Raw genomic sequence first — 22,186 nt, 5'->3', positions numbered from 1 at the left:
TTTCGTCCTCCCCGGCTCCCCGCCAATTCTCCACCGGTTGTCCTGTGTTCTGTCCCTTCGAAGCGGCAGCGGTCAGCGCCTTTGACGCCTGCACGTCCTCTCCTATCCTACGAGTGGAAGGCTTGGCTAGGCCCCTATTTTAGATTTAGTGAATACTATCACATTCATATCAATGATTGGGAAGGAGCACCATTGACGCAAGTTCAATTCGGGGGCATGGAGCCCCCAGTAATGTATACTGTTTATAACTTGCATCGAGTGCTGCACCTACGATTTATTTTTAAAATGGAGGACGATATTGCCTATCCCGCCTAGCGCGAACAGCAGCGACACGAGGCCGAATCCCCACTTCCATGAGCTGCGGTCGGTGATAATCACCACGACCAAAAAGGCTATCGCCGCTAAAAAATTCAACATGGCTACGATCAAAAACTCTTTTTTCTTCATCCTTCAACCTCTACAATCTGACGGGATTTTTCCATGGCTTCAAACCGGATCATACCATATTCCATAAGAAAAATGTCTCTCGACGTACTCACAGAATACAGACCGCGTTAAACGGTTAGTTTTTCTTACGGTATCGGGCAGCAGATCCTCCGAAGTAATTATTGTCTGATATCTTCAAAAATACGTATAGCCCTGCACACTTCCGGCTACGGAACGAAGAGAACCTTCTGCTCGGTCCATGGAGCATGCTCAAATGCCTTCGCGATGCCTTCTTGTTTAATCTGCGCTTTCCGCACATGCTTATTCTTAAGCACAACCGGCCACTCCCGCTCGAACAGAAACGGGCTCAGCCTGATCTCTTCGCCGCCCAGCCATTCAGCCGCAACCCGCTGTCCATCCACGGACATATCAAAGCCATCCCTGAACCACGGGTGCTCCTCTTCCTTGGTCGCGCCGGGAGCGTTCATGCATACATAAAGCGAGAGGTCATCGCACAGCTGAAGCAGCGCAAACTGCCGCTGGATTGTCTCCTCATCCGGAAAAGGATGCTGACTCTTCAGCCTCTCCTGGCGCTCCAGCTCCGCATGATAAAACTCCACGAAGGGCGCTTCGGTCGCATTTTTCATAAACGACGCATAATGAAGGCTGCATAAGTACCCTGCATAGGGGTTCATCGCTTCCGTTTCGTCAACCCCCTTGGCATACATCAGCAATTTCGGCAATGTCGGATAATCAACAAAAGTAAAGGGTACCCCGACCGCATCATTCCAGATGGGCGTATCATCCATTGGCAGCCAGGCCCGATCATGCTCGGCGATTGCGAGCAGCACTTCTTCCACTACCGTTTCATCCAGGAACAGCTCTTTCCGGAAGCCCCGGGCAACGTCCCCGGAGAACCGGCCATGATCGTCCTGAGTTGTCATCACAAACGCATCTTCCGTCTCCCGAATGATCACTGGATCCACTCCCTCTTTCCTTTGGTCACTACTCGAGATATGCTTTCCGCTTCAGAACAGCAATAATATCATTGGACTGGCCCTGATACATGCTTGTATCGAAGCACGACACCAATTCCCAACCGTCGATCCCGTAGCTGTTCAGTAAATCCTCGAATTCCTCCTCATCAACCTTGCCCCCGAGAAATCCCCGTGTCTTAAATTTCAAAGTTTTATACTCCCATTTATCCATGAAACGTCACTCCTGTATGTTGTTCTTCAAGGCTTCCATCAAATCCGCTTTGACATGTGTGGTTCGCGAGTACGGATCTCTCGCTTGTATGCGAGAATTCACCGTGGTGCTATTCACCTTATGTTATCATACAATAGATCGTTTTTGATGAATTTTCCAAGAGGAGATGAGGCTTTGAAGATATTCCGCTTTGACATGGACGCCGGACGCCCGATTTCCGTATACGGCAGCCAGCATCTGATTATGTCGAAAATACTCATGAGTCAAGCAGCCATCCCCATTCACCACATCGGCTGCATGCACATCGGCGCCGGGGGCGTGGTCGGAGAGCATCCGGCATCGTCGGACCAATTGTTTATCGTTGTTGAAGGAGAAGGCTGGGTTACCGCCAATCATGGACCGAGAACGAAGGTGATTGCTGGACAGGCCGTGCTGTGGAAAAAAGGGGAGTGGCATGAATCCGGCTCCGAGCTAGGCATGACCGTCATCGTTGTTGAAGGGCCCTTGATTGAGCCCGATATGCCCGAAGCTGACGTTTATATAGGTTGAATGATTTATTTCCATACTTTCGACCGCTATTGATATAGCATCCGGCTGCCCCTGCTGAACCTACCGGTTGGCCGACATAAATATAAAAGCCGGTGTCTTGGGCTTAACCTTATACACCGGCCGTACTTCTTGATCTGTCCTTCATGGACGATTTCATTGGATTTGTTTGCTTCTTCCGCCGACCTGAATCTCCATCCCCGGCTCCTGCCGCATGCCATGGTATGAATCGAGTGCAGGCACAACGGCCAATATCGATAATATCCTTGGCTTTATCGAGCTTCTTCTTGAAAGAAGTAACGATCAGACAGTATTCCCTTCGCTTCGCCCCGCCGCAGGCTGTCTTTTCTCCGCGATCACCTGTCTGGTTCCGCTCTTCGCCTCATGCAGCAGCGTCCGTTCATGGTTGAAGAGGCACCGCAGCAGATGGACCATGACAACCCCGTCGATCAGCAGCATTCCCATGACATACAAGGCATACAGAAAGCCAGAGCCCGGGAAGCTCAGCGTTATCAGCAGGGCATGAATGCCGCCCCACACGACGTACAGCAGCCCATTCCGGATAATGATCTCCTTCAGCTTCAGATGTTCGCCCTGCCCTTGGATGCGAATCCGTACGATCCATTTGCCTACCGTCTGCCCCTCCAGCATATACGGAATTACGATATAGTACAGAATGACAACGATGAAATACGCGGCCTTCACGTTCAGCACCACGGACATAATCCCGATGACCGGCAACGTAATCATCGCATCGATGCCAAAAGCGATTGCTCTTCTTGTATAGCTGACCCGCTTCTTGGACAGATCCACCTTCTCATCCAACCGATCCATCCGTGGCAGATGGTTCTTCATCCAATCGGCCAGCACGAAGCCGACCATCCCGCCGAGCGTGTTGGTCAGCAGGTCATCTACATCAAACAGCCGATAAGGGTGGTCATAGAAGCCGTAGATTCCGGTAACCTGGGTTACCTCAAAGAACAGCGACAGACCGAATGAAGCGACCAGGCACGTAAGCCAATTCACCCGGGCATAATAACGGAGGAACATGCCGAACGGCACGACCAGCAGGATGTTGAACACCACCTGCAGAAAAGCCCGTTCCTTGATCAAGTGGATATACGTCCCCGGCTCCGACAGAACCACCTGGGTTTCCTTCACAATATCGTGAATAAAATTGAGCGGAATCCACTGGATCACCGAGGACACGTCCATCGGTGCATTATGTCGAGATGCCGGCAGCGGGAGCAGCACGAGGTACACCGCATTGAGCAGATAGAGCAGGAACAGATACAGAAGAAACCCGCGAAATTTATTGAAATAGCCATACTTGCGGTATTGCACGATCAGAAACGGGACCGCACACAGCAAGGCTGCTATGGGAAAAGTTAAAAATGCATACGATATCGGGAACAAATACGCCTCCAGCACGCCCCGTTCACTCCCTTCATGAGGTTTCTATTTATAGTTTACAAGGTCCAGGTTAAATCGGGGGAGCGCCTTCGTTTAAAAAAGGGTTAAAATCCACCAGCTCCGTCCCTTCTTCTTGGAGATGGGCGGTTCTTGGACAGGTATAGACCTCACCGTTTACGGGGAAGTCTGCCGAAGCCGATTGAGGGTGGAAGGGTCAGCAGAAACTGTTCGCGTCCACTCTCCCAGTCTATGGTGAGGATCAGTTCCTTATCAGGATCCATCATATCGAGCAAAGAACTGTAGTCCAGGGTGGAGAGGGTTTCTTTCATGCCGGCATCGTCCGTCCCCGCAATGATCTCACCTTCCGAGAAGCGTCCTTTTCGATCCTCCAGCCGGTAGGTAATTCTACCGCTGCCTAGCGGCGCCTTCCCGACATACTGAAGCTTTAATTTCCCGCCAAGCTCGTCCTGAAATACGGTCTGCTTCGCATTAACCTTATCCTTATGCGTAACGATATAGTCCGCTTTCCACGCCGCACCTTTGCCGGCAAACTGCATCGTTTTCGTTCGATTCATGCCCGCACCTTCTTTAACCTTGTGATCAGTACGTAGCTATAACGCAGTTTCGGGGTAAAAGGTTTGGGGTTACCGTAACCGAATTCTCCAAACCTGCTTCCTATCCGAGCCGGACTCCTTTAGCCGAAAAAACAAGCGTCTTCGGTTAGCCCGGGACGCTTGTTCTAGCTTGTTCTAGCTTGTTCTAGCTTGTTCTAACTTGTCATGGCTTGTTAAAGCTTTCTCGTTCAGAAGCCGCTGGATTTTAGCGAACACTGTCCATATATGGCATTTTCGCTGCCTCACGCCCTTGCCTCTTCCTTATGATGGCCATGCAGCAACTTCCGAGCCTCATCCAAGGTTGTGCCAACGTAATCGGGCTCGATCCCATCCGCCTGCGGTTTGCCCAGCCGATTGAGCCACATCGCCGCAATGTCCAGGCTCTGCGCACCCCGGATGTCGCTGGTTAAAGAATCGCCGATATGGATCACTCTCATTTTTATACGACGTCCGCTACCATTGTAATGGATGTGCCAAATACGCCAACCTCTTGAAACCCAAAGCGCCTATATAATTTCACTGCTGCCGTATTCTCCGGCGCTACACTTAGGGATAACCGGGAGATGCCTCTGGATTTCGCTCCTTGAAGCAACGCCCTCATCAGCGCCGTTCCAATCCCTTGTCCCCTGCTCTCCGGCAGCAGGGCCATGCCAAGCTCCGGAATTTCGTCACTGACGTAGCCGAATCCTTTGTTCGCCTCGTCAAAATACCGCAGGGTAATCGAGCCCATCGGCTTTCCTTCCCCGTTGGTCGCGATATAGCCCAGATCGCTCTCTCGGCCCCAGCCCTCCACATATTTCCTCATGAAGGGTTCGTTGAGGATATCCCTGCTAAAGGGCTCCGCCCCATCAGGCACATACAGGGATTCGTACAGCATATCCCATAGAAAGGGCTCGTCCTGTGCCGTCGCCACTCGAATGTTATACGAATTTAATGAAGTCATGAAAAATCCACCTCTCTTGCTATCCCGCACCTTAGTCTCTGGATCTATAAAAAACGGTCGAAATATCACCGGATACACTTCCTACTTATCGTCGGTTGAGAACGAAAGGCTTAGGTAATATGGAAATCCGACACAGGCCTGCCCCATAGCTGGTGCTGCCATGAGAACAAACGAAGCCGGATCTGTCGTTTATAAAAGGCGTCTACGATAGACGCCTTCCGGATCCATGTATACATATTGGCGGTTTATACCGCCCGATCCTGCCTGCAACAGCGGTAAAATTCAATTATAGCCAAACTAAGATGACGTAAGGCCCCTGCTAATAGGGAACCCCTTCAAAGTACACCACCTGTGCCAACCGAATATGCAGCGCCTTGTTATCCCCGACGGTCAGCTGGATATGATCTGCGGTGACCCCGGAGAGGATGCCCTCTACTTTTCCCGCTGTCGTTACGACGGTAATTTTCGCCCCCTTATGCTTGAGCAGATGGTCCATAAACATTGGCTCTACAAGGGTTACGTAATTGACATGCAGCGGAACAGCCGATGCTCGCGGTGCAAGGTGCCCAGGAGTCGTAGGGGGTGCAGAATAGAAGCTGCTCGGCGAATATCCGGTCGGCGGCGGGTATCCGTAAAATCCATAGTTGTTCAAGCGCAAGTCCTCCCTTGTCATAAATCATCTTACACCTTATGTATGAGCGAATTCGGATCGCTATGTTTATCCTGGTGTATTTTTTCGAGGGAATCCGCTCCGATACAAGAGTTAGCGCCTTTCCCGATTTCCATTTGCAGCCGAGTGTGGAGGCGCTAATTGGGATTTCTTACCGCGTGCCTCTCCCGCGCGTGATGTAATGATCACTGCTGGTACGATGATCAGCGTCGACGCTCGGACGACAAGCCATGCGCTTGTTCCACTCGCACAAGGAACCACGGGGCGGGCCGCTGCTTCCATGAGAAGCGTGAGCGAGCCCTTTTTTGTGATAAAATAGCAAATATAATGCTTCGATTTCGAGATTGGAAGTGGAAGATGAAAGGAGACGACGCTATGAACATCCGACGGCTTATTCCTGGTGAACCGCCTCCCATGGATCTGCTGCTGCTCGCGGACCCTTCAAAGCGCCTGGTGGAGGACTATATCCATCGGGGACATTGCTACATCGGCGAAGTCGATTCCGCAGTTATCGGCGTATATGTTCTGCTGCCTACGCGGCCCGATACCGTCGAACTCGTCAATGTCGCCGTAGCGGAAGAGCGGCACGGCCAAGGCTTCGGCAAGCAGCTGGTCAACCATGCGGTCCGTCAGGCTAAAGAGCTCGGATTCGCCACCATTGAGGTCGGTACAGGAAGCACCGGTGTCGCCCAGCTCGCATTGTACCAAAAATGCGGCTTCCGCATGACGGCGATCGACCGGGATTTTTTCGTCCGGCATTATGAAGAGGAGATTTACGAGAACGGGATGCGGCTGCGGGATATGGTACGGCTATCCCAGGATCTATAAACTCCTAAGAACTCCGGCAGGATAGGCACCTTCCCCCGCGTGATTGAATAGGCTATCACATATTTCATCACATGGAGGAGACAAGAGAGGATATGAAGCATAATCCCAAGCATCTGGCGTGGCATGAGACGCTCGAGATGCACGAATTAACGGCCTTCCAAGCTAACAACCTGATGGGGTTCAAGATGGCGCTCGGCGATATTCAAGACCCGCAGCTGCACAGCCTGTACATCGAAGCGATCCAAGGCGTGGAAAACAACCTGAAAGAGCTGCTTCAATATTTCCCGGAAGCCCCTGTCGGCACCCGCAAGCTGTCCGAGGCTGATTTGACCGCCTATTATGCCGGCCATCTGCTCGGCTTCGCCAAAACGTCGGTCCGCAATTACGCGATCGCCATTACCGAAACCGCGACCCCAAGCCTTCGCGAGACGCTGCAGAAGCAGCTGAACAAGGCGATTGAGCTGCACGGGAAAGTGTACTACTTCATGTATGAACGGGGCTTGTACCCTTCCTACAATCTGAAGCAGCTGCTTTCGAACGACGTCAAGAACGCCAATAAAGCGATCAGCTTGTAATTGGAGTTCCGGCGGGCTCGGCTTTACTCTACCCTGCCTGGCCCGGACCCCTTCTCCACGGCTTTCATCGGACATTGGAAATGCGACGGTTTACGGGTTAAGTTAAGGTCCAACTGCAAGTTTGCTCAGGCAATGACTTACAGATGGATCCACAAGTTTGAGATCTGCATCTTGTACAATAAAGCCCCCGGCTTCAGCCCCCCGGACATGACGGTTTATCGTCGTCATCCGTAAGGCGCTGTAAGCTCGGGGGCTTCTTCGCACTTCCTACTGTTTGAACAACCTCTATTATGGGTTGAGCGTTTCGCTCCAGTCATGCACCATATGGCCTTCGAGGAATTTCTCGCAGTCCATCGCAGCCATGCAGCCAGTGCCTGCTGCAGTGATTGCTTGACGATAACGCGTATCCTGCACGTCGCCGCAGGCAAATACGCCTGGAATATTCGTCTCGGTCGTACCTGGCTTAACCAGGATATAGCCGGTAGGATCCGTTGTAATCTGACCGCCGAGGAAGCCGGTATTCGGGGTATGGCCGATCGCCACGAACACGCCTTCGGCTTCGATCAGCTCTTCTTCGCCGGTCTCATTGTTTCTTACCTTCAGGCCTTTCACGCCCGTTTCGCTGGTCACGACTTCAAGCGGCGTACGATCGAGCGCCCATTCGATCTTCTGGTTCTCTCGTGCGCGATCCTGCATAATCTTCGAAGCTCGCAGCTCCGTACGGCGATGAACCACCGTAACGCTGGAAGCGAAGCGCGTCAGGAAGCTCGCTTCCTCCATCGCGGAGTCGCCGCCGCCGATGACGATGATCTTTTTGCCGCGGAAGAAGAAGCCGTCGCAAGTCGCGCAGGTGCTTACCCCGCGGCCCACATTCTCCTGTTCGCCCGGAATGCCCAGATATTTGGCGGATGCGCCGGTGGATATAATTACAGACTCTGCCAGAAGCTGACCCATTCCTTCAACGTTCACCTTGAACGGCCGCTCGGAGAAATCAACGGACTCCACCCAAGCGCTCTTGAATTCGGCTCCGAAGCGCTCCGCCTGCTGGCGCATATTGTCCATAAGTTCCGGGCCCATGATACCTTGCGGGAACCCTGGGAAGTTCTCAACTTCGGTCGTGGTTGTCAGCTGCCCGCCGGGCTGCATGCCCTCGATGACGAGCGGCTTCAGGTTTGCGCGTGCCAAGTAGATGGCTGCCGTCAATCCGGCAGGCCCGGTTCCGATTACGATGGATTTATACATAGATACAGCCTCCTAGTATATAGGGTGATTGAATGCTTCTACATCCTATTCATGACTTAACCGCGATTCCATGATGCAACAGGGAACGCTTTCCTGTCCTCTGATCCACTGATTCGCTAACCCATACTTAAATATTCTCTGTAAATGGGCGGAAATTATGATCCGATTGCGCCTCGTCCCCGCAAACACTGTTAATTTGACGTGCATACCGGCTGACCGTCGAAGGCGAAATCCCGTAACGGACGGCAACCTCCTCGTACGTCAGGTTGCGTCCACGCTTCTTCGCGGTCCAATATTCCAGCGCCGCTGCCCAGCCCTCTACGTTTCGGATGTTCGGGATGTCCGGATACAGACGGCTGAGAAAGTCGGTCCAGAGATTCTCCATCTCTTTCTTCAAGAAGGCATCGGATCGCATGTCCATCGCCTGCTCCGCTCTCTCCAGAACGGCCTTCCAGGAAAGCAGCCAGTCGGGCAGCACTTCTCGGGTTTTGACCGGAGCGGCGTCGCGGTCTTCCCTGCGGTCCGCAATCCGGTTGCTTGCCGACTCCATATGCTGCAGCACAAGGCGGGCAGCCGTCTTCAGCTCCGCGTTCTCTCCGGGCTCCTGAAGGAAGGATTGCAGCGCATGCTGCACCTCTTCATCGGCAATCAGCTCGAGCGTACGGATAACCTGCAGCTTCGTCTGCGGATCACCATGCCGAAGCGCCCAGAAGAATGAAGAACGGATCAGCGGATTCTGCTTCGCCTCCTCGGTCAATTGATCCCCATCCTGCTCCCACCGTCTGAACTGCTCCTCAAACGGCAAGTGATAGTGATAGCTGACCTTCATTTGATCGGTTCCCGTCTCCTTGCGTTTCTGGAGCTGAGCCAGGTAGAAATCGGGAATGACCGACTCGGGATCAAGCTTCGCGGCATGGCGCCAATATTGCTCCGCCTTCTCGTAGCGGCCGATATTGCAGGCAGCCACAGCGGTATAATGATACAAGCTCGGATCGGAACTAAATTCTTCATGCTTCAGCAGCCGCCGGAAATGTCCGTACGCCACCTCATGCTGCCCAAGAATGCCCATCGTCGTTGCCAGCTTGAATACATGCTCCAGGTGAAACGGCACCGTGATGCGAAGCATGTCCATCAGACGGTCGCGCTGCTCCACGTCTCCTTCATGCTGATAGAAGATCGCCAGGTTGCACAAGCCGTGCAGATTCCCCGGCTCCTGATCCAGCACCTCGCCGATCGTCCGTTTCGCCGAATCGAATCGTCCCATATAATAATAGGCAAGCGCCAGGTTGTTGCGCGCGGCAAGGAAATCCGGATGCTCCTTCACAATCTCCTCCAGCTGCTTCACCGCCTGCGCGAATTTGCCCTCTTCCAGCAAAGCGCGGGCATGCTCATGCTCAACGACGCCTTCCCGACTCTTGATGCGGTTCAGCTTGGCAGGACGATTGAGCTCATACTGCAGCAGCTCCATCATCTCCTCCGCCTCATCCAGAAACTGCCCGTTCGGGTCTTCTTCCAGATAAGTGACCAGCGCTTCCTCCGCTTTCTCAAACTGCTCCATATTGGCATAGTTGTTGGCCATATAGAAATAGCATTCGGTCATCGACGGATCGACCTGCTCCAAAATGTGGGCAAGCACCTCGTTCGAAGCTTTATAATCTCCCGTCTCTGATAATATACCCGCCATATTGCAATGATTCACCGGATTATCCGGTTCATATTCAACAGCTTTGCGAAAATATTTAAGCGCCTTTTCATATTGGTAACGATCCAGCGAGCGAACCGCCCGATCGAAGAAAAAGTTCGCGTTCATTTCGATAGATATAATGTTGTGAGGGTCACTCGACCCGTATGGATTTCCATTCACGAAAAGCAAGGCACCTCCTTTTAACTTGCTCCTCTATCCAGAACAGTATAACACAAGTTACAACATCATTTGCAGAAAAAAGACACCAGCTTACACACCGGCGTCTTTGAATAAAGTGGCGATGGATCCGCCCTCAAGTATAATTTGGGTAGCCTGCGCCAGCATCGGCGCAACCGACAGTACTTTCAGCCGCATCCGGCAGTGATGCTCCGGCAGCACGATCGAATCCGTTACGACAATTTCTGCAATATGGCCATGATCCAGCCGGTCCAGCGCTTCGCCGGAGAATAGGCCGTGCGTCGCGCAGACGATCGCATCCTTCGCCCCGCGCTCCTTAAGTCCCTCCACGACCTGGACGATGGTGGTGCCGGTATCGATCAGATCCTCGATGATGATAGGCGTGCGGCCGGCCACATCTCCGATCACGTGCGTAATGACCGACTCGTTATGGGCCGGCCGCTGTTTGATCATGATCGCGAATGGGGATCCCAGCCTGCTGGCCAGCTTCTCCGCCGTTTTCGCCCGGCCTGCGTCCGGGGACACGATAACCGGCTGCTCGATGTTCTTCGTCTTCAAATACTCCGTAATGAGATCCAGCGCTGTCAGATGATCCACCGGAATATTGAAGAAGCCCTGGATGGCCGGGGCATGCAGATCGATCGTAATCACCCGGTTTGCCCCGGCTGTCGTCAGCACATCAGCCACCATCTTAGCGGAGATCGGCTCACGCGGAGCCGACTTGCGCTCCTGTCTCGCATACCCGTAGTAGGGTACGATAATATTGATGGTTCTTGCCGAAGCCCGCTTGGCCGCATCGATCATGACCAGCAGCTCAACGAACATTTCATTGATAGGCTGGGAAAAAGACTGCAGGAGAAACACATCGCAATTGCGGATGCTCTCCTCGTAGTGAACGTAGATTTCGCCGCTCTGGAAGCGGGAAATTTTAATCTTGCCCAGCTCCACGCCCAGCTGCCGGCTGATGCTTTCGGCTAGCTGCGGATTGGACGTTCCGGCGAACAATCGAAGGGTACGATACATGGAGACCTCCTGACACAATAAATGGTTTAGGCGCATGCTGCACACCCGTCGATTAGGAAAGCGCTGTCGCGAAATCAGGCTGCCCCCTCCCTGCAAGGCCCGCACCTCGCGAGCATCGGGGAGGAGAACAGCCGTCCGTACGAGCATGTCCCGATCAATATCTATATATCTTATTATACATCGTTTTCTTCATCACTCAAAAAATGACCATCCAAAGGCACCATCTCCCGCTTTCGCCCGCGGAAGGTCGCAATGTGCCGTACCCCCAGGTCAGCCAGCAGCGCCCGTGCCTTATCCAGATGCTCCCCGAGCTTCCCGGGCTGATGCGCATCCGAGCCCAGCGTCAGGGGAATGCCAAGCGCAATCGCTTCCTCCAGCATACGGCTGCTCGGAAACATCTCCTCGCAGGCCTTGGATAGGCCGGAAGCATTCAGCTCCATCGCCTTGCCGCTTTTGGCGACGGCTGCAAGCGCAGCGTTTTCCAAAGCGATCACTTCGTCCGCCTGCTCCTTGCCCGGTCCGTAGCCGAACCGTTTGATCACATCCAGGTGGCCCATAATATCATAGAATCCGGTCGCTGCGGCCTTCTGCACCGCATCGTAATATTGGCGGTACACCTCGAGCGGGTCCTTCCCTTCCCAGCCTTGGGTCTGGCGATAATCCGTGATGTCCCACTCGCCCAGGAAGTGAACCGAACCAATGACATAATCCCAAGGATACTCGGCGATGATCCGTTCGATCTGCTCCTCATAGCCTTCGATATAGTCCCCTTCCAGCCCGACCCGGATATCGATCTGCCCTTGGTAACGGTCCTTTAGAAGGAGGCACTCCTCTACGTATCGGGGGAGCTCCTCCATGGGCATCGCCATTTCGGGATAATAGGAAGCAGGGTCAACGTGAATGAGCGGCATATGATCCGATAAGCCAAGCTGATCGTAGCCAAGCTCAATCGCACGCTGCACATATTCTTCGAGTCGTCCCTCTGCATGTCCGCAGCGGACATGGTGCGTATGATAATCGATATGCATCGATACTCCCCCCTAATCGCGGCGCGGACGTTCGTGACGGCGGCTCAGCTCGGCCATGATCTCATCAAGCGGAAGCTTCCGCTCCTGCAGAAGAACCAACAGGTGATAGATGAGATCGCTGACCTCCAGCTTCAGCTCGGCGTTATCCTTATTTTTAGCAGCGATAATCGTCTCGGAGGCTTCCTCGCCGACCTTCTTCAAGATTTTGTCCACGCCTTTATCGAACAGATAGGTCGTATATGCACCCTCCGGCCGTTCCACCTCACGCTGCGCGATGACTTCTTCCAGCTCGGCCAGCACGGCGAACCGATCACCTGCGGCTTCCTGTCTATTAACCTGGCCGCGGATCGAATCTCCGGCCTTTATCTCCCGATAAAAGCAGCTCGTTTCCCCGGTATGACAGGCAGGCCCTTTCGGTTCCACCTGCACCAGCAGCGTATCCCCGTCACAATCATAGGCTATCGAGACCACCGTTTGAGTATTGCCCGAAGTGGCGCCCTTATGCCATAGTTCCCCGCGGGAACGGCTCCAGAACCAGGTCTCGCCGCTCTCCAGCGTCCGCTTGAGCGATTCCCGGTTCATATAAGCCATCATCAGCACCTGCTTGCTGCTTGCATCCTGCACGATCGCCGGCACCAAGCCGGCCGCATCCCAGCGAATATATTCGCTTGCCTGCTCCAGGATCAGATCCTTTCCTATATCCTCGCTCACCGTACATTCACTCCTTTTACTCTAAGCTGCCCCTTCAAATCGGGAATGGAAATTTCCTTATAGTGAAAAATGGTTGCCGCCAGTCCGGCATCGGCTTTGCCCTTCGTAAACACATCGTAGAAGTGCTCCTCATCTCCGGCACCGCCGGAGGCGATCACCGGAATCCGAACGGCCGATGATACGGCTGAGGTTAAGGCCAGATCGAAGCCGTCCTTCGTTCCGTCCGCGTCCATGCTCGTCAGCAATATTTCGCCTGCGCCTAAGGATTCCGCCTGCTTCACCCAATCCAGCGCCTTGATGCCGGTTGGCGTTCGGCCGCCGTGCGTGTAGACCTCCCATTCGTCCCAGTCTTCGTTGTATTTGGCGTCGACTGCCACCACGATACACTGGGAGCCGAATTTGCGTGCCCCGGCCGAGATCAGCTCCGGCTGCTTGACCGCCGCCGTGTTAATCCCGATTTTGTCCGCACCTGCGCGAAGGATCCGCTTCATATCATCAACGGAGGAGATGCCGCCGCCAACCGTAAACGGAATCGCGATTTCCCCGGCCGTCCGCCGCACGACCTCTTCCATCGTCGCCCGTCCTTCCACCGAGGCCGAAATGTCCAGGAACACCAGCTCATCTGCACCTTCGCGATCATACAGCGCTGCGAGCTCCACAGGATCTCCCGCATCGCGGAGATTTACAAAGTTAACGCCTTTTACAACCCGCCCGTCCTTTACGTCCAGGCAAGGGATAATCCGTTTTGCCAGCATGGTTTCGTCTCCTCCCCCTGTTAACCAACATATGATCGATACCATGGCGTTCGAATCCCTATGAACCGATCACCCATCAGAATCACTTGGCTTTTAATTTTGGGCAAAATCCACCGAATCCCTCCATCGCCCTGCAGCGCGAGCCTTACCCGATTCGCTGAACCGCCCCGGCCAGGTCAATATGGCCCGTATACAGCGCTTTGCCGACAATGGCACCGCCAACGCCATCTTCGCGGTGTGCGCTCAGCGCCAGCAAATCCTCAAGCCGGGTTACGCCTCCCGAGGCAATGACCGAGCGGCCGCTGGCCTTAGCGAGCGATACAATGGCCTCTACGTTCGGGCCCTGCATCATGCCGTCGCGGGAAATATCCGTGAAGATGAATGTCTCCGCGCCTTTGGCTGCAAGCTCCTTCGCCAATACTTCCGCCTGCACCTCGGATGTTTCAAGCCACCCCCGTGTTGCGACATACCCGTTCCGAGCGTCGATACCAATGGCCACCTTGTCGCCGTACCGGCCGAGCACCTCCTCTGTGAAAGCGCGGTCCTCAATCGCTGCCGTACCGATGATCACCCGGCTGACGCCGAGTCCCAGCAGCCGCTCCACATCCGCCAAGGTTCTAAGACCGCCGCCGACCTGGACCGGCACATTGACGCTCGACGCAATGCTTCCGATGATTTCATCATTGACCGGATGGCCGGCTTTGGCTCCGTCCAAATCGACCAGGTGGATGAATGCTCCGCCCTGCGACTCCCAAGACTTCGCCACTTCCAGCGGATTGTCGTTGTACACCGTTTCCTGGTTGTAATCGCCCTGTACAAGCCTAACGCATTTTCCGCCGCGAATATCGATGGCCGGATATATGATAAAAGAGGACATCCCCATACCCACTTTCCATTCGTTTTAGGTTAAAGCTAAGAAATTACGGAGCAGGCTCATGCCGAGCTCCCCGCTCTTCTCCGGATGAAACTGCATGCCGTATACGGAGCCCCGGCCGACAATCGCCGTTACCGGTTGCCCGTAATCGGTTACCGCCAGCAGATCCTCCTGCGCCTCAGGGAGGACATGGTAAGAGTGAACAAAATACACATGCCCTTCCTCAAGCCCGGCCAGCAGCGGGTGCTCCGGCTTCTGAAACTGCAGGGCATTCCATCCCATATGCGGCACTTTATAATCGCCTCCGGCAAACCGGACAACCGAGCCGGGCAGCATATCAAGCCCTTCATGGTTCCCATGCTCCTCGCTCCGGCTGAACAGAAGCTGCATGCCGAGACAAATGCCAAGCAGCGGCTTGCCAACAGCGGCAGCTTCCTTCATGACCGCATCCAGCCTGGTCTGCCGCAGCTGCTCCATCGCATCTCCGAACGCGCCGACCCCCGGGAGAATTACGCCATCTGCAGACAGAAGCTCCTCACGATCCCCCGTGACAAGCGGCTCGAAGCCGAGCCGCTCCACTGCCTTGCTGACGCTGTGCAGATTGCCCATGCCATAATCGACGATTGCAATTGCCATAGAGGTTAGAGCACTCCCTTCGTGGATGGCACGCCCGTCACCCGCGGGTCGATGCTGGTCGCTTCGTCCAAGGCACGGGCGAGCGCTTTAAACACCGCTTCGATCATATGGTGGGTATTCTGTCCGTAATGAACGATGACATGCAGCGTAATCCGCGCCTCAAGCGCCAGCTTCCAGAGAAACTCGTGCACCAGCTCGGTATCGAACGACCCTACCTGCCCGGATGGGTATTCGGCCCGGTATTCGAAGTGCGGACGGTTGCTGATATCAACGACCACCTGTGCCAGCGCCTCATCCATCGGCACGAATACGCTCGCGTATCGTTTAATGCCCCGCTTGTCCCCGAGCGCTTCCCGCAAGGTCTGTCCAAGGCAGATGCCGATATCCTCAACCGTGTGGTGATCATCAATTTCGATGTCGCCCTTGGCCTTCACGCTGAGATCGAAATGGCCATGCTTCGTAAACAAATCCAGCATATGGTTAAGGAAGGGAACATCCGTCTCCAGCTCGGAAACTCCGGTTCCGTCTACGTTCAGCTTTAAGGTAATGTCCGTTTCATTCGTTGTTCGGCTCACACTGGCGGTGCGGCCTGCCGCTTCAAAACTGCTCACAATGATACCCCCTATATGGTCTTGTGCCATGATCGTTATTCGGTATAATTAGCATCCCTGCTATAACCTGTATAATTAGCGTTCCTGCTCGAGCCGGATGGCGATTGCCCTGGCATGGCCCTCCAGCCCCTCTCGCCGTGCCAGCTCCATAATCTGCTCGCCGTTAGCAAGCAGCGCCTCCCGGCTGTAATAAATCAGGCTCGACTTCTTAATGAAGTCGTCCAAATCGACCGGAGACGCGAATCTTGCCGTGCCGTTGGTCGGAATGATATGGTTCGGTCCTGCAAAATAATCCCCCACCGGCTCCGAGCTGTACGGGCCGAGGAATATGGCGCCGGCATTCTCGATCCGCCCGGCCAGCGACATCGGCTCCTCGGTGACGATCTCCAAATGCTCCGGCGCCAGGCGATTGATAAGCTCGATCCCCTCACTCAGGGACTCCGTCACCACGACCGCGCCATATTGGTCGATGGATGCTCTAGCGATATCGCGCCGCGGCAGAAGCTCCAGCTGCTTCTCCACCTCAGCGGCGACCGCCTCGCCAAGCTTGCGAGACGGCGTCACCAGAATAGCCGAGGCCATTTCGTCGTGCTCGGCCTGAGAGAGCAGATCAGCCGCGATGTAAGCAGGCTCCGCCGTGTCATCCGCCAGAATGGCAATCTCGCTCGGTCCGGCAAGACTGTCAATGTTGACGGCGCCATACACTTCGCGTTTCGCCAGCGCCACAAATATGTTGCCAGGTCCGCAAATTTTGTCAACCGGAGCGAGCGTTTCGGTGCCATAGGCCAATGCAGCAATCGCCTGAGCACCGCCTACGCGGTACAATTCCGTTACGCCGGCCTCAGCGGCAGCTACCAGAATATAAGGGTTGATCCCTTCCTCTCCCCCGGTGGAAGGCGGAGTTACCATGACGATCTCGGGAACGCCGGCCACCTGAGCGGGAATGACGTTCATCAGCACCGATGAAGGATATGCCGCCTTGCCTCCGGGTACATATACTCCGACCCGCTTCAAGGGACGGATAATTTGCCCGAGTATGCTTCCGTCCGGCTGAACGTCCATCCATGAATTCCGCTTCTGCTTCATATGGAAGGCGCGAATATTGTCCGCCGCCGCCCGGATCGCTTCCACGAACGATGACTCTACCTTCTGATAAGCGGCCTGCAGCTCTTCGTCCGTAACGCGGAGCTGCCCGGCCGTCAACCGGATCCGGTCCAGCTGCTCGGTATACCGCAGCAGCGCGGCATCGCCTTCGGTCCGCACCGCCTGCACGATCGTTTTGACGGTTTCATTCTGCTCCGGCGTGCCATAGTCATTTTCCCGATTCAATTGAAAGTCGGATGCTGATACTACCTTCATCATGATCTCCCCCTATCCCGCTCGCTTCCTCACGTAACGCTGATCACCGATATCTTACGTGGTGTTTCTTCTTTATCGATTCGTATACCCTGCTGCCTATACGCCAAGCCATTTTAGCGGTTAACTTGCCCTTCCGTTATAACCTGCTGCAGCCGGTCGCACAATGCCTGAATTTCATTATTCTTCATTCGGTAGCTGACGCGGTTCGCAATGAGACGGCTCGTAATTTCGAACAGGCTCGTCATTTCAACCAATCCGTTCTCCTTAAGCGTCTGTCCGGTCTCCACCATATCCACGATGCGGTCAGCAAGACCGATCAGAGGCGCGAGCTCAATCGAGCCATTCAGCTTGACAACCTCAACCTGTTGTCCTTGCTCGCGGAAATACTGGGAGGCCACATTCGGATACTTGGTTGCGACCCTCTGGTGAATGCCGGGCTTCCAGTCCGGCAGCCCGATGATGGACATCCGGCATCTTGCAATGCCTAGGTCAAGAAGCTCGTAGACATCCTTGTTCTCCTCCAGAAGCACATCCTTGCCGACAATACCGATATCGGCTACGCCATACTCGACATAGGTCGGCACATCGACCGGCTTGGCCAGAATGAATTCCATGCCGGCTTCCGGCAATGGAATGACCAGCTTCCGCGTCTCATCCACATCGAGGGGAATCGGCAGTCCGGCTGAACGGAACAGCGCAGAGGCTTTTTTATATATACGCCCTTTGGGCATCGCTACTTTCAACGTTTCCGCCACGTCAAATCCTCCTGACTTAACCTTGATTGAAAGCTCGTAAATCTCATATATTCTTACCTGCCGGGACTACTTAAGCGTAATGACTTCCTGGTAGCCTTTGTGCAGCAAGCTGCCTGCTACACCGGATGCGACCCCAACCAGATCGGTCTGGTCGTTCTCCCGAATCAATGAGGTTACTACCGTGAGGCCTTCTGCCCGCAGCTTCGCCGCTTTGGCCAAGCCTTCCTGCCGGTACTCTGCCGTATAGCGGACCAGAATCGGGAGCGGCTCTTCCATTGCTGTACCTTGAACGCCATCCAAAATCCGATTGGTCTTCAGCGCAAATCCGGTAGCCGGAACATCCCGGCCAAACTGCTTCAGCAGCTTGTCATAACGACCGCCGTTCGCCACAGGCGATCCCAGCTCGGCGGCATACCCTTCAAACGTGATCCCTGTGTAATAGGAGAAGTCTCCGAGCAGTGTCAAATCGATCATAACATGTCCCGATACCCCGTAAGCTTCCAGCACTTCCCACACATGACCCATGTGCTCAATGGAGGAGCGCGCTAGCGGATTGCTGCTAATCTCCAATGCCTGCTCGGCGATCTCTTTGCCTCCGCGAAGCCGGAGAATGCCCTGCAGCTGCTCCTGCTGCTGTGCCTCCAGCTTCAACCCGGCGATGGTTCCCATGTAGCCGACATAATCGCGATTAAGCAAGTCCTGCTTCAGACTTTCCTGATCCTCCGTCCGTTCAGGGAGTACCTCCTGCAGCAGTCCGTTCAGGAATCCCATATGTCCCATGGCGATTTTGAACCGTTCTACCCCGGCGGCCCGCAATGACTCGATCGCCAGCGCGATGACCTCGGCATCCGCTTCCGGTGAGTCGTCGCCGACAAGCTCTACACCGGTCTGAAAAAATTCCGCCTCTCTCCCGGCCTCCTCCTCGATTGCCCGAAACACATTTGCATGGTAGGACAGTCGAACCGGAAGCGGCTCATCCTTCAGCAGCGAAGACATAACCCGGGCAATTGGAGCAGTTAGGTCCGACCGCAGCACCATTGTCGTGCCACGTTTGTTGAGCAGCTTGAACAGCTTTTGGTCCGACGTGGAGCTAGCCACGCCTACCGTATCGTAATATTCCATCGTCGGCGTCATAATTTGCCGGTATCCCCAGCGATCCATGCAAGCCAGCACCTCACGCTCGATCCGGCGCAGCTTGGCGACCGCATGCGGGAGATAATCCCGGACGCCTGCCGGTTTCTCGAAGCCTTTCGGTTTAGACATGATCCCACCTCAAATTCTGTCCGTTTTGCGATTTACTTCAATATGGTAAAGTGTTAACTTGCTAATAAGATAAAGAATAATATTGGCTATATTACCATGAATGTAACCTTATCGTCAATGGAATGCAAACACATTACTCGGGCGCATGATTTTTTTACCCCATATACTCGCAAAAAAACCGTCCGGTTTCCCGGACGGCTCGCATCTTGCCTGCGGTATTCGCTTTACTTCGCAGTTCAGTATTCGTTTTAGAGATCAACCGATTTTCGGCTGTCACCGGTAACGGTGTCCTTCGGATGGGACGGCGTCGGCGCTTTAGGAGCCCGCTTGAGCGAACGTGGAATGCTTCCAAGCAGCACCCAAGCTCCAGGAATCCACCGCATGAAGGCTTGTACGGCCAGCCCGCTTACGATCAGCGCGGTTACCATTCCGCCATAGACCCAGATCAAATAATCGTCGGTTACCGGGTTCAGCTTCGGATCAAGCTCCCGATAAAGGAACAGCCACAACGGGTGAACCAGGTAGATGGCGAAAGACAGCTCGCCGATTCGTGTTAAGAGCTTCACGAGCCACTTCCAGCCGCCGTGGTACAGCCAGTTGGCCAGCTGCATCAGGACGAGTGCGGAGAAGACTGTATGCAGGTTCCAGAGCAGCTCGTACAGCAGGGAATCGTATTTGGCTCCGTGCAAGCGTTGGTTGTACCAGATCTGCACATGCGTCAGTGCCATGAACAGCCAGCCTCCCCAGAGCACAACCGTTCCGGCTTTCTGCCTTGCACTCTGCTTCCACCAGGACAAGGTAAGCCAGTCCTTAAACTTGTCATAATGCATAGCAAGAAATGCACCCAGCATATAATAAGCCAAATAGGAAATGGCCAAGCTTCCTTTAAACTCGTACCGCAGCTCATATTTATTCCAGATGATAAATGCCCACTGCAGCAGGAATCCGATCGGCACGGCCCACCGGACCAGAAAACGGGAAGACTTGAACAGTGCCAGGAAGATCGGAAACAGAATGTAGAACTGCAAGCTGATAAACACAAAATATAAGTGCGTGTAGTTCTGACCGCGAATCAATCGCTCGAAAAAGACCGGCAGCTGCGCAGACAAATCAAATGATGGGCCCAAATAGCCGTTTTGATACATCCGGACAAAGAAATACAGGATCGAGAACAGCAAATACGGGAGCAGAATGTACAACAAACGCCGCTTATAGAAGTTCCCGATTAATTCTTTAGTCAACGGTCGGTCCGCGTAGTTATAGAACAGAACGAAGCTGCTCAGAAATATAAACGAGGGCGTTCCATATTTAAAGAAGATATTGATAAAGTTAATAATGTAGTAGAATCTCGAATCAAGTGCTTCGACCGTGGCAAAGGATGTCGCATGCACGTGCAGCACGCCCAGAATCGCCAACGCGCGGTAAATATCCAACTGCGGCAGCCGCTCCTTCTTGATCAGCGTAGCAGACATGTCGAGCGTCGCCTCCTTGTATCCATTTTTTCATATCTTTTTAGGTGTATCACGCTTCGGAACCGACAAAAAAGTCCCTCAAGGCGCATCATACCCAAGGGACTATCGTTCGCTTCTTGACGATCCTCTATCATTCTACAATAAATCCTATCGAATGGGAACCATTCCTGTCGCATTGCCTCATATTGACTCGTTTTCCGCTGCTGCCCTTCCCAGCTCTCGCAGCGGGTTTCCCCCTACGAACGCCCCGGGAGCAACGTCTTTATGTACAACGGAGCCGGCGGCAACAACCGCGCCGTCCCCGATCGTAACGCCCGGCAGGATCGTCGTGTTGGCACCGACCAGCACATTCTCTCCAATACGCACCTCGCCAAGACGGTACTCCTTGATCAGGTATTCGTGCGCGAGGATCGTCGTGTTGTACCCGATCACCGAATTCTCGCCGACCGTGATTTTCTCGGGAAAGAACACGTCCACCATAACCATCAATCCGAAAGCGGTATGCTTGCCGACCGTCATGCCCAGCATACGGCGATAGATCCAGTTCTTCATCGGAAGAATCGGGCAATAACGGGCAAGCTGAATGAAAATGAAATTCTTGACGCCTTTAAACGGACTGACCGTGCGATAGATCTGCCACAGCGCATTCGGTCCCTCGACCGGGTAACGGGTTAACTTTCTGGCCATGCTGCCCCAAACTCCTATTCTTTAGGAAGTCCTACGATGTCATATAGGTCTCTCATATCCCGAATGATGTAATCCGGTTCGTATGCTTGAAGCTGCTGCTCCCCCTTAAGCGACCAGGCCACGGCTGCGGCCTTCACGCCTGCCGCTTTGGCGGACTGGATGTCCACCGGGCTGTCGCCGATCATGAGGGTCGTCTCCGGGTTTGCTCCCAGCCGCTCCACCGCAGTCAACACGGGCTCGGGATGCGGCTTCGGATGCTCCACGTCGTTTACTGTCACAATCGCAGACATAAACCGTTCCAGATCATATTTCTCCAGCGTCATCATGGTCGATGGCCGGATTTTCGTGGTAACGACGCCCAGTGCAAGTCCATGTTCATAGAGACGCTCCACCACCTCATTTACGTGAGGGAACGTTCGCACCATCTCATCATGATGAAGCGCGTTGTAGGAGCGGTACGCTTGAACGAAGGAACTCACATCCTCCGCGCCGGAGAACGCCTGAAGCTGCTGCTCCAGCGTCGTCCCCATATGGGGAATGATTTGTTCCCGCGTCAGTGGACCCGTCTGCCGGGATTCGAAGATATGGAGAAAAGACGAAATAATCAATTCATTGGTATCGATAATGGTGCCATCCAAATCAAACAGTACGGTTTCAATCATGC

26 protein-coding genes are annotated in these 22,186 nt (G+C 54.1%); 3 read left to right on the top strand and 23 right to left on the bottom strand.

All coding sequences use genetic code 11. From position 1 onward, the window contains the following. Positions 1–267: 267 nt before the first annotated feature. The 3 genes from NST08_RS00950 to NST08_RS00940 all read right to left on the bottom strand — a co-directional run bounded on the left by NST08_RS00950 (position 268) and on the right by NST08_RS00940 (position 1,635). A complete protein-coding gene (locus tag NST08_RS00950; RefSeq protein ID WP_007132989.1) occupies positions 268–447 on the bottom strand; it encodes a hypothetical protein in 180 nt (59 codons plus the stop codon). 206 nt (positions 448–653) lie between these two features. Next, positions 654–1,412, bottom strand: coding sequence for a DUF3891 family protein (locus NST08_RS00945; RefSeq protein ID WP_244152806.1), 759 nt, complete (start codon positions 1,410–1,412; stop codon positions 654–656). Positions 1,413–1,431: 19 nt separating this feature from the next. Continuing rightward, on the bottom strand, positions 1,432–1,635 hold the full coding sequence (locus NST08_RS00940; RefSeq protein WP_007132987.1) for a DUF4177 domain-containing protein: 204 nt from the start codon (positions 1,633–1,635) through the stop codon (positions 1,432–1,434). A 174-nt stretch (positions 1,636–1,809) separates the two neighbouring features. On the opposite strand from NST08_RS00940, the gene NST08_RS00935 reads away from it, so the two are divergent. Further along, the gene (locus NST08_RS00935; RefSeq protein ID WP_007132986.1) at positions 1,810–2,184 is read left to right on the top strand and encodes a cupin domain-containing protein; all 375 of its coding nucleotides are present in this window, start codon (positions 1,810–1,812) and stop codon (positions 2,182–2,184) included. Positions 2,185–2,484: 300 nt separating this feature from the next. Here the strand turns inward: NST08_RS00935 and NST08_RS00930 are convergent, their stop codons facing one another. From NST08_RS00930 to NST08_RS00910, 5 genes are all read right to left on the bottom strand, one after another. Then, positions 2,485–3,612, bottom strand: coding sequence for a VanZ family protein (locus NST08_RS00930; protein WP_210095691.1), 1,128 nt, complete (start codon positions 3,610–3,612; stop codon positions 2,485–2,487). A gap of 149 nt (positions 3,613–3,761) precedes the next feature. Further along, complete coding sequence (locus tag NST08_RS00925) at positions 3,762–4,169, bottom strand: hypothetical protein (protein WP_341341347.1); 408 nt, start codon at positions 4,167–4,169, stop codon at positions 3,762–3,764. Positions 4,170–4,450: 281 nt separating this feature from the next. Continuing rightward, positions 4,451–4,645, bottom strand: a complete 195-nt coding sequence (locus NST08_RS00920) for a hypothetical protein (RefSeq protein WP_341341346.1) — start codon at positions 4,643–4,645, stop codon at positions 4,451–4,453. A gap of 2 nt (positions 4,646–4,647) precedes the next feature. Next, positions 4,648–5,151: a GNAT family N-acetyltransferase gene (locus tag NST08_RS00915; protein ID WP_007132982.1), complete on the bottom strand. Its 504-nt coding sequence runs from the start codon at positions 5,149–5,151 to the stop codon at positions 4,648–4,650. 319 nt (positions 5,152–5,470) lie between these two features. After that, a complete protein-coding gene (locus NST08_RS00910; protein WP_007132981.1) occupies positions 5,471–5,803 on the bottom strand; it encodes a DUF2642 domain-containing protein in 333 nt (110 codons plus the stop codon). A gap of 393 nt (positions 5,804–6,196) precedes the next feature. Between NST08_RS00910 and NST08_RS00905 the strand changes: the two genes are divergently transcribed. Both NST08_RS00905 and NST08_RS00900 read left to right on the top strand, forming a co-directional pair. Continuing rightward, positions 6,197–6,649: a GNAT family N-acetyltransferase gene (locus NST08_RS00905; RefSeq protein ID WP_007132979.1), complete on the top strand. Its 453-nt coding sequence runs from the start codon at positions 6,197–6,199 to the stop codon at positions 6,647–6,649. 92 nt (positions 6,650–6,741) lie between these two features. Further along, entirely contained in the window at positions 6,742–7,224 is a 483-nt protein-coding gene (locus NST08_RS00900) for a spore coat protein (RefSeq protein ID WP_007132978.1), read from the top strand. A gap of 288 nt (positions 7,225–7,512) precedes the next feature. Here the strand turns inward: NST08_RS00900 and trxB are convergent, their stop codons facing one another. From trxB to ppaX, 15 genes are all read right to left on the bottom strand, one after another. Then, positions 7,513–8,466 (bottom strand): thioredoxin-disulfide reductase, encoded by a 954-nt coding sequence (gene trxB / locus NST08_RS00895; protein WP_007132977.1) that lies wholly within the window; start codon positions 8,464–8,466, stop codon positions 7,513–7,515. A gap of 127 nt (positions 8,467–8,593) precedes the next feature. Continuing rightward, positions 8,594–10,330 carry a tetratricopeptide repeat protein gene (locus NST08_RS00890; protein ID WP_425262133.1) on the bottom strand — a complete coding sequence of 579 codons (1,737 nt, stop codon included), beginning with the start codon at positions 10,328–10,330 and terminating at the stop codon, positions 8,594–8,596. 90 nt (positions 10,331–10,420) lie between these two features. Further along, positions 10,421–11,371, bottom strand: a complete 951-nt coding sequence (locus NST08_RS00885) for a ribose-phosphate diphosphokinase (RefSeq protein ID WP_007132975.1) — start codon at positions 11,369–11,371, stop codon at positions 10,421–10,423. A 173-nt stretch (positions 11,372–11,544) separates the two neighbouring features. Beyond that, complete coding sequence (hisJ, locus tag NST08_RS00880) at positions 11,545–12,399, bottom strand: histidinol-phosphatase HisJ (protein WP_007132974.1); 855 nt, start codon at positions 12,397–12,399, stop codon at positions 11,545–11,547. 12 nt (positions 12,400–12,411) lie between these two features. Beyond that, complete coding sequence (gene hisIE, locus NST08_RS00875; RefSeq protein ID WP_007132973.1) at positions 12,412–13,110, bottom strand: bifunctional phosphoribosyl-AMP cyclohydrolase/phosphoribosyl-ATP diphosphatase HisIE; 699 nt, start codon at positions 13,108–13,110, stop codon at positions 12,412–12,414. Continuing rightward, a complete protein-coding gene (hisF, locus tag NST08_RS00870; protein WP_007132972.1) occupies positions 13,107–13,865 on the bottom strand; it encodes an imidazole glycerol phosphate synthase subunit HisF in 759 nt (252 codons plus the stop codon). The genes hisIE and hisF overlap by 4 nt, the downstream gene beginning before the upstream one ends. Before the next feature lie 145 nt (positions 13,866–14,010). Further along, complete coding sequence (gene hisA, locus NST08_RS00865) at positions 14,011–14,742, bottom strand: 1-(5-phosphoribosyl)-5-[(5-phosphoribosylamino)methylideneamino]imidazole-4-carboxamide isomerase (protein WP_028406105.1); 732 nt, start codon at positions 14,740–14,742, stop codon at positions 14,011–14,013. A 24-nt stretch (positions 14,743–14,766) separates the two neighbouring features. Beyond that, positions 14,767–15,375, bottom strand: a complete 609-nt coding sequence (hisH, locus tag NST08_RS00860; protein ID WP_007132970.1) for an imidazole glycerol phosphate synthase subunit HisH — start codon at positions 15,373–15,375, stop codon at positions 14,767–14,769. Between the two features lie 5 nt (positions 15,376–15,380). Continuing rightward, positions 15,381–16,016: an imidazoleglycerol-phosphate dehydratase HisB gene (hisB, locus tag NST08_RS00855; protein WP_213613423.1), complete on the bottom strand. Its 636-nt coding sequence runs from the start codon at positions 16,014–16,016 to the stop codon at positions 15,381–15,383. A 45-nt stretch (positions 16,017–16,061) separates the two neighbouring features. Next, positions 16,062–17,345 (bottom strand): histidinol dehydrogenase, encoded by a 1,284-nt coding sequence (hisD, locus tag NST08_RS00850; protein WP_028406108.1) that lies wholly within the window; start codon positions 17,343–17,345, stop codon positions 16,062–16,064. 113 nt (positions 17,346–17,458) lie between these two features. Next, positions 17,459–18,100 (bottom strand): ATP phosphoribosyltransferase, encoded by a 642-nt coding sequence (gene hisG, locus NST08_RS00845; protein WP_028406109.1) that lies wholly within the window; start codon positions 18,098–18,100, stop codon positions 17,459–17,461. A gap of 66 nt (positions 18,101–18,166) precedes the next feature. Next, positions 18,167–19,363 (bottom strand): ATP phosphoribosyltransferase regulatory subunit, encoded by a 1,197-nt coding sequence (locus NST08_RS00840; protein ID WP_028406110.1) that lies wholly within the window; start codon positions 19,361–19,363, stop codon positions 18,167–18,169. Between the two features lie 248 nt (positions 19,364–19,611). Beyond that, a complete protein-coding gene (locus NST08_RS00835) occupies positions 19,612–20,835 on the bottom strand; it encodes an acyltransferase (RefSeq protein ID WP_028406111.1) in 1,224 nt (407 codons plus the stop codon). A gap of 180 nt (positions 20,836–21,015) precedes the next feature. Further along, positions 21,016–21,522, bottom strand: coding sequence for an acyltransferase (locus tag NST08_RS00830; RefSeq protein ID WP_007132964.1), 507 nt, complete (start codon positions 21,520–21,522; stop codon positions 21,016–21,018). A 14-nt stretch (positions 21,523–21,536) separates the two neighbouring features. Further along, positions 21,537–22,184: a pyrophosphatase PpaX gene (gene ppaX / locus NST08_RS00825; RefSeq protein WP_341034619.1), complete on the bottom strand. Its 648-nt coding sequence runs from the start codon at positions 22,182–22,184 to the stop codon at positions 21,537–21,539. Between the last annotated feature and the right edge of the window lie 2 nt (positions 22,185–22,186).

The sequence above is a fragment of the Paenibacillus sp. FSL K6-1566 genome, assembly GCF_038050475.1.
Classification (GTDB): Bacteria; Bacillota; Bacilli; order Paenibacillales; family Paenibacillaceae; genus Paenibacillus_AQ; species Paenibacillus_AQ lactis.
This window is presented reverse-complemented; position numbering and strand designations above follow the sequence as displayed.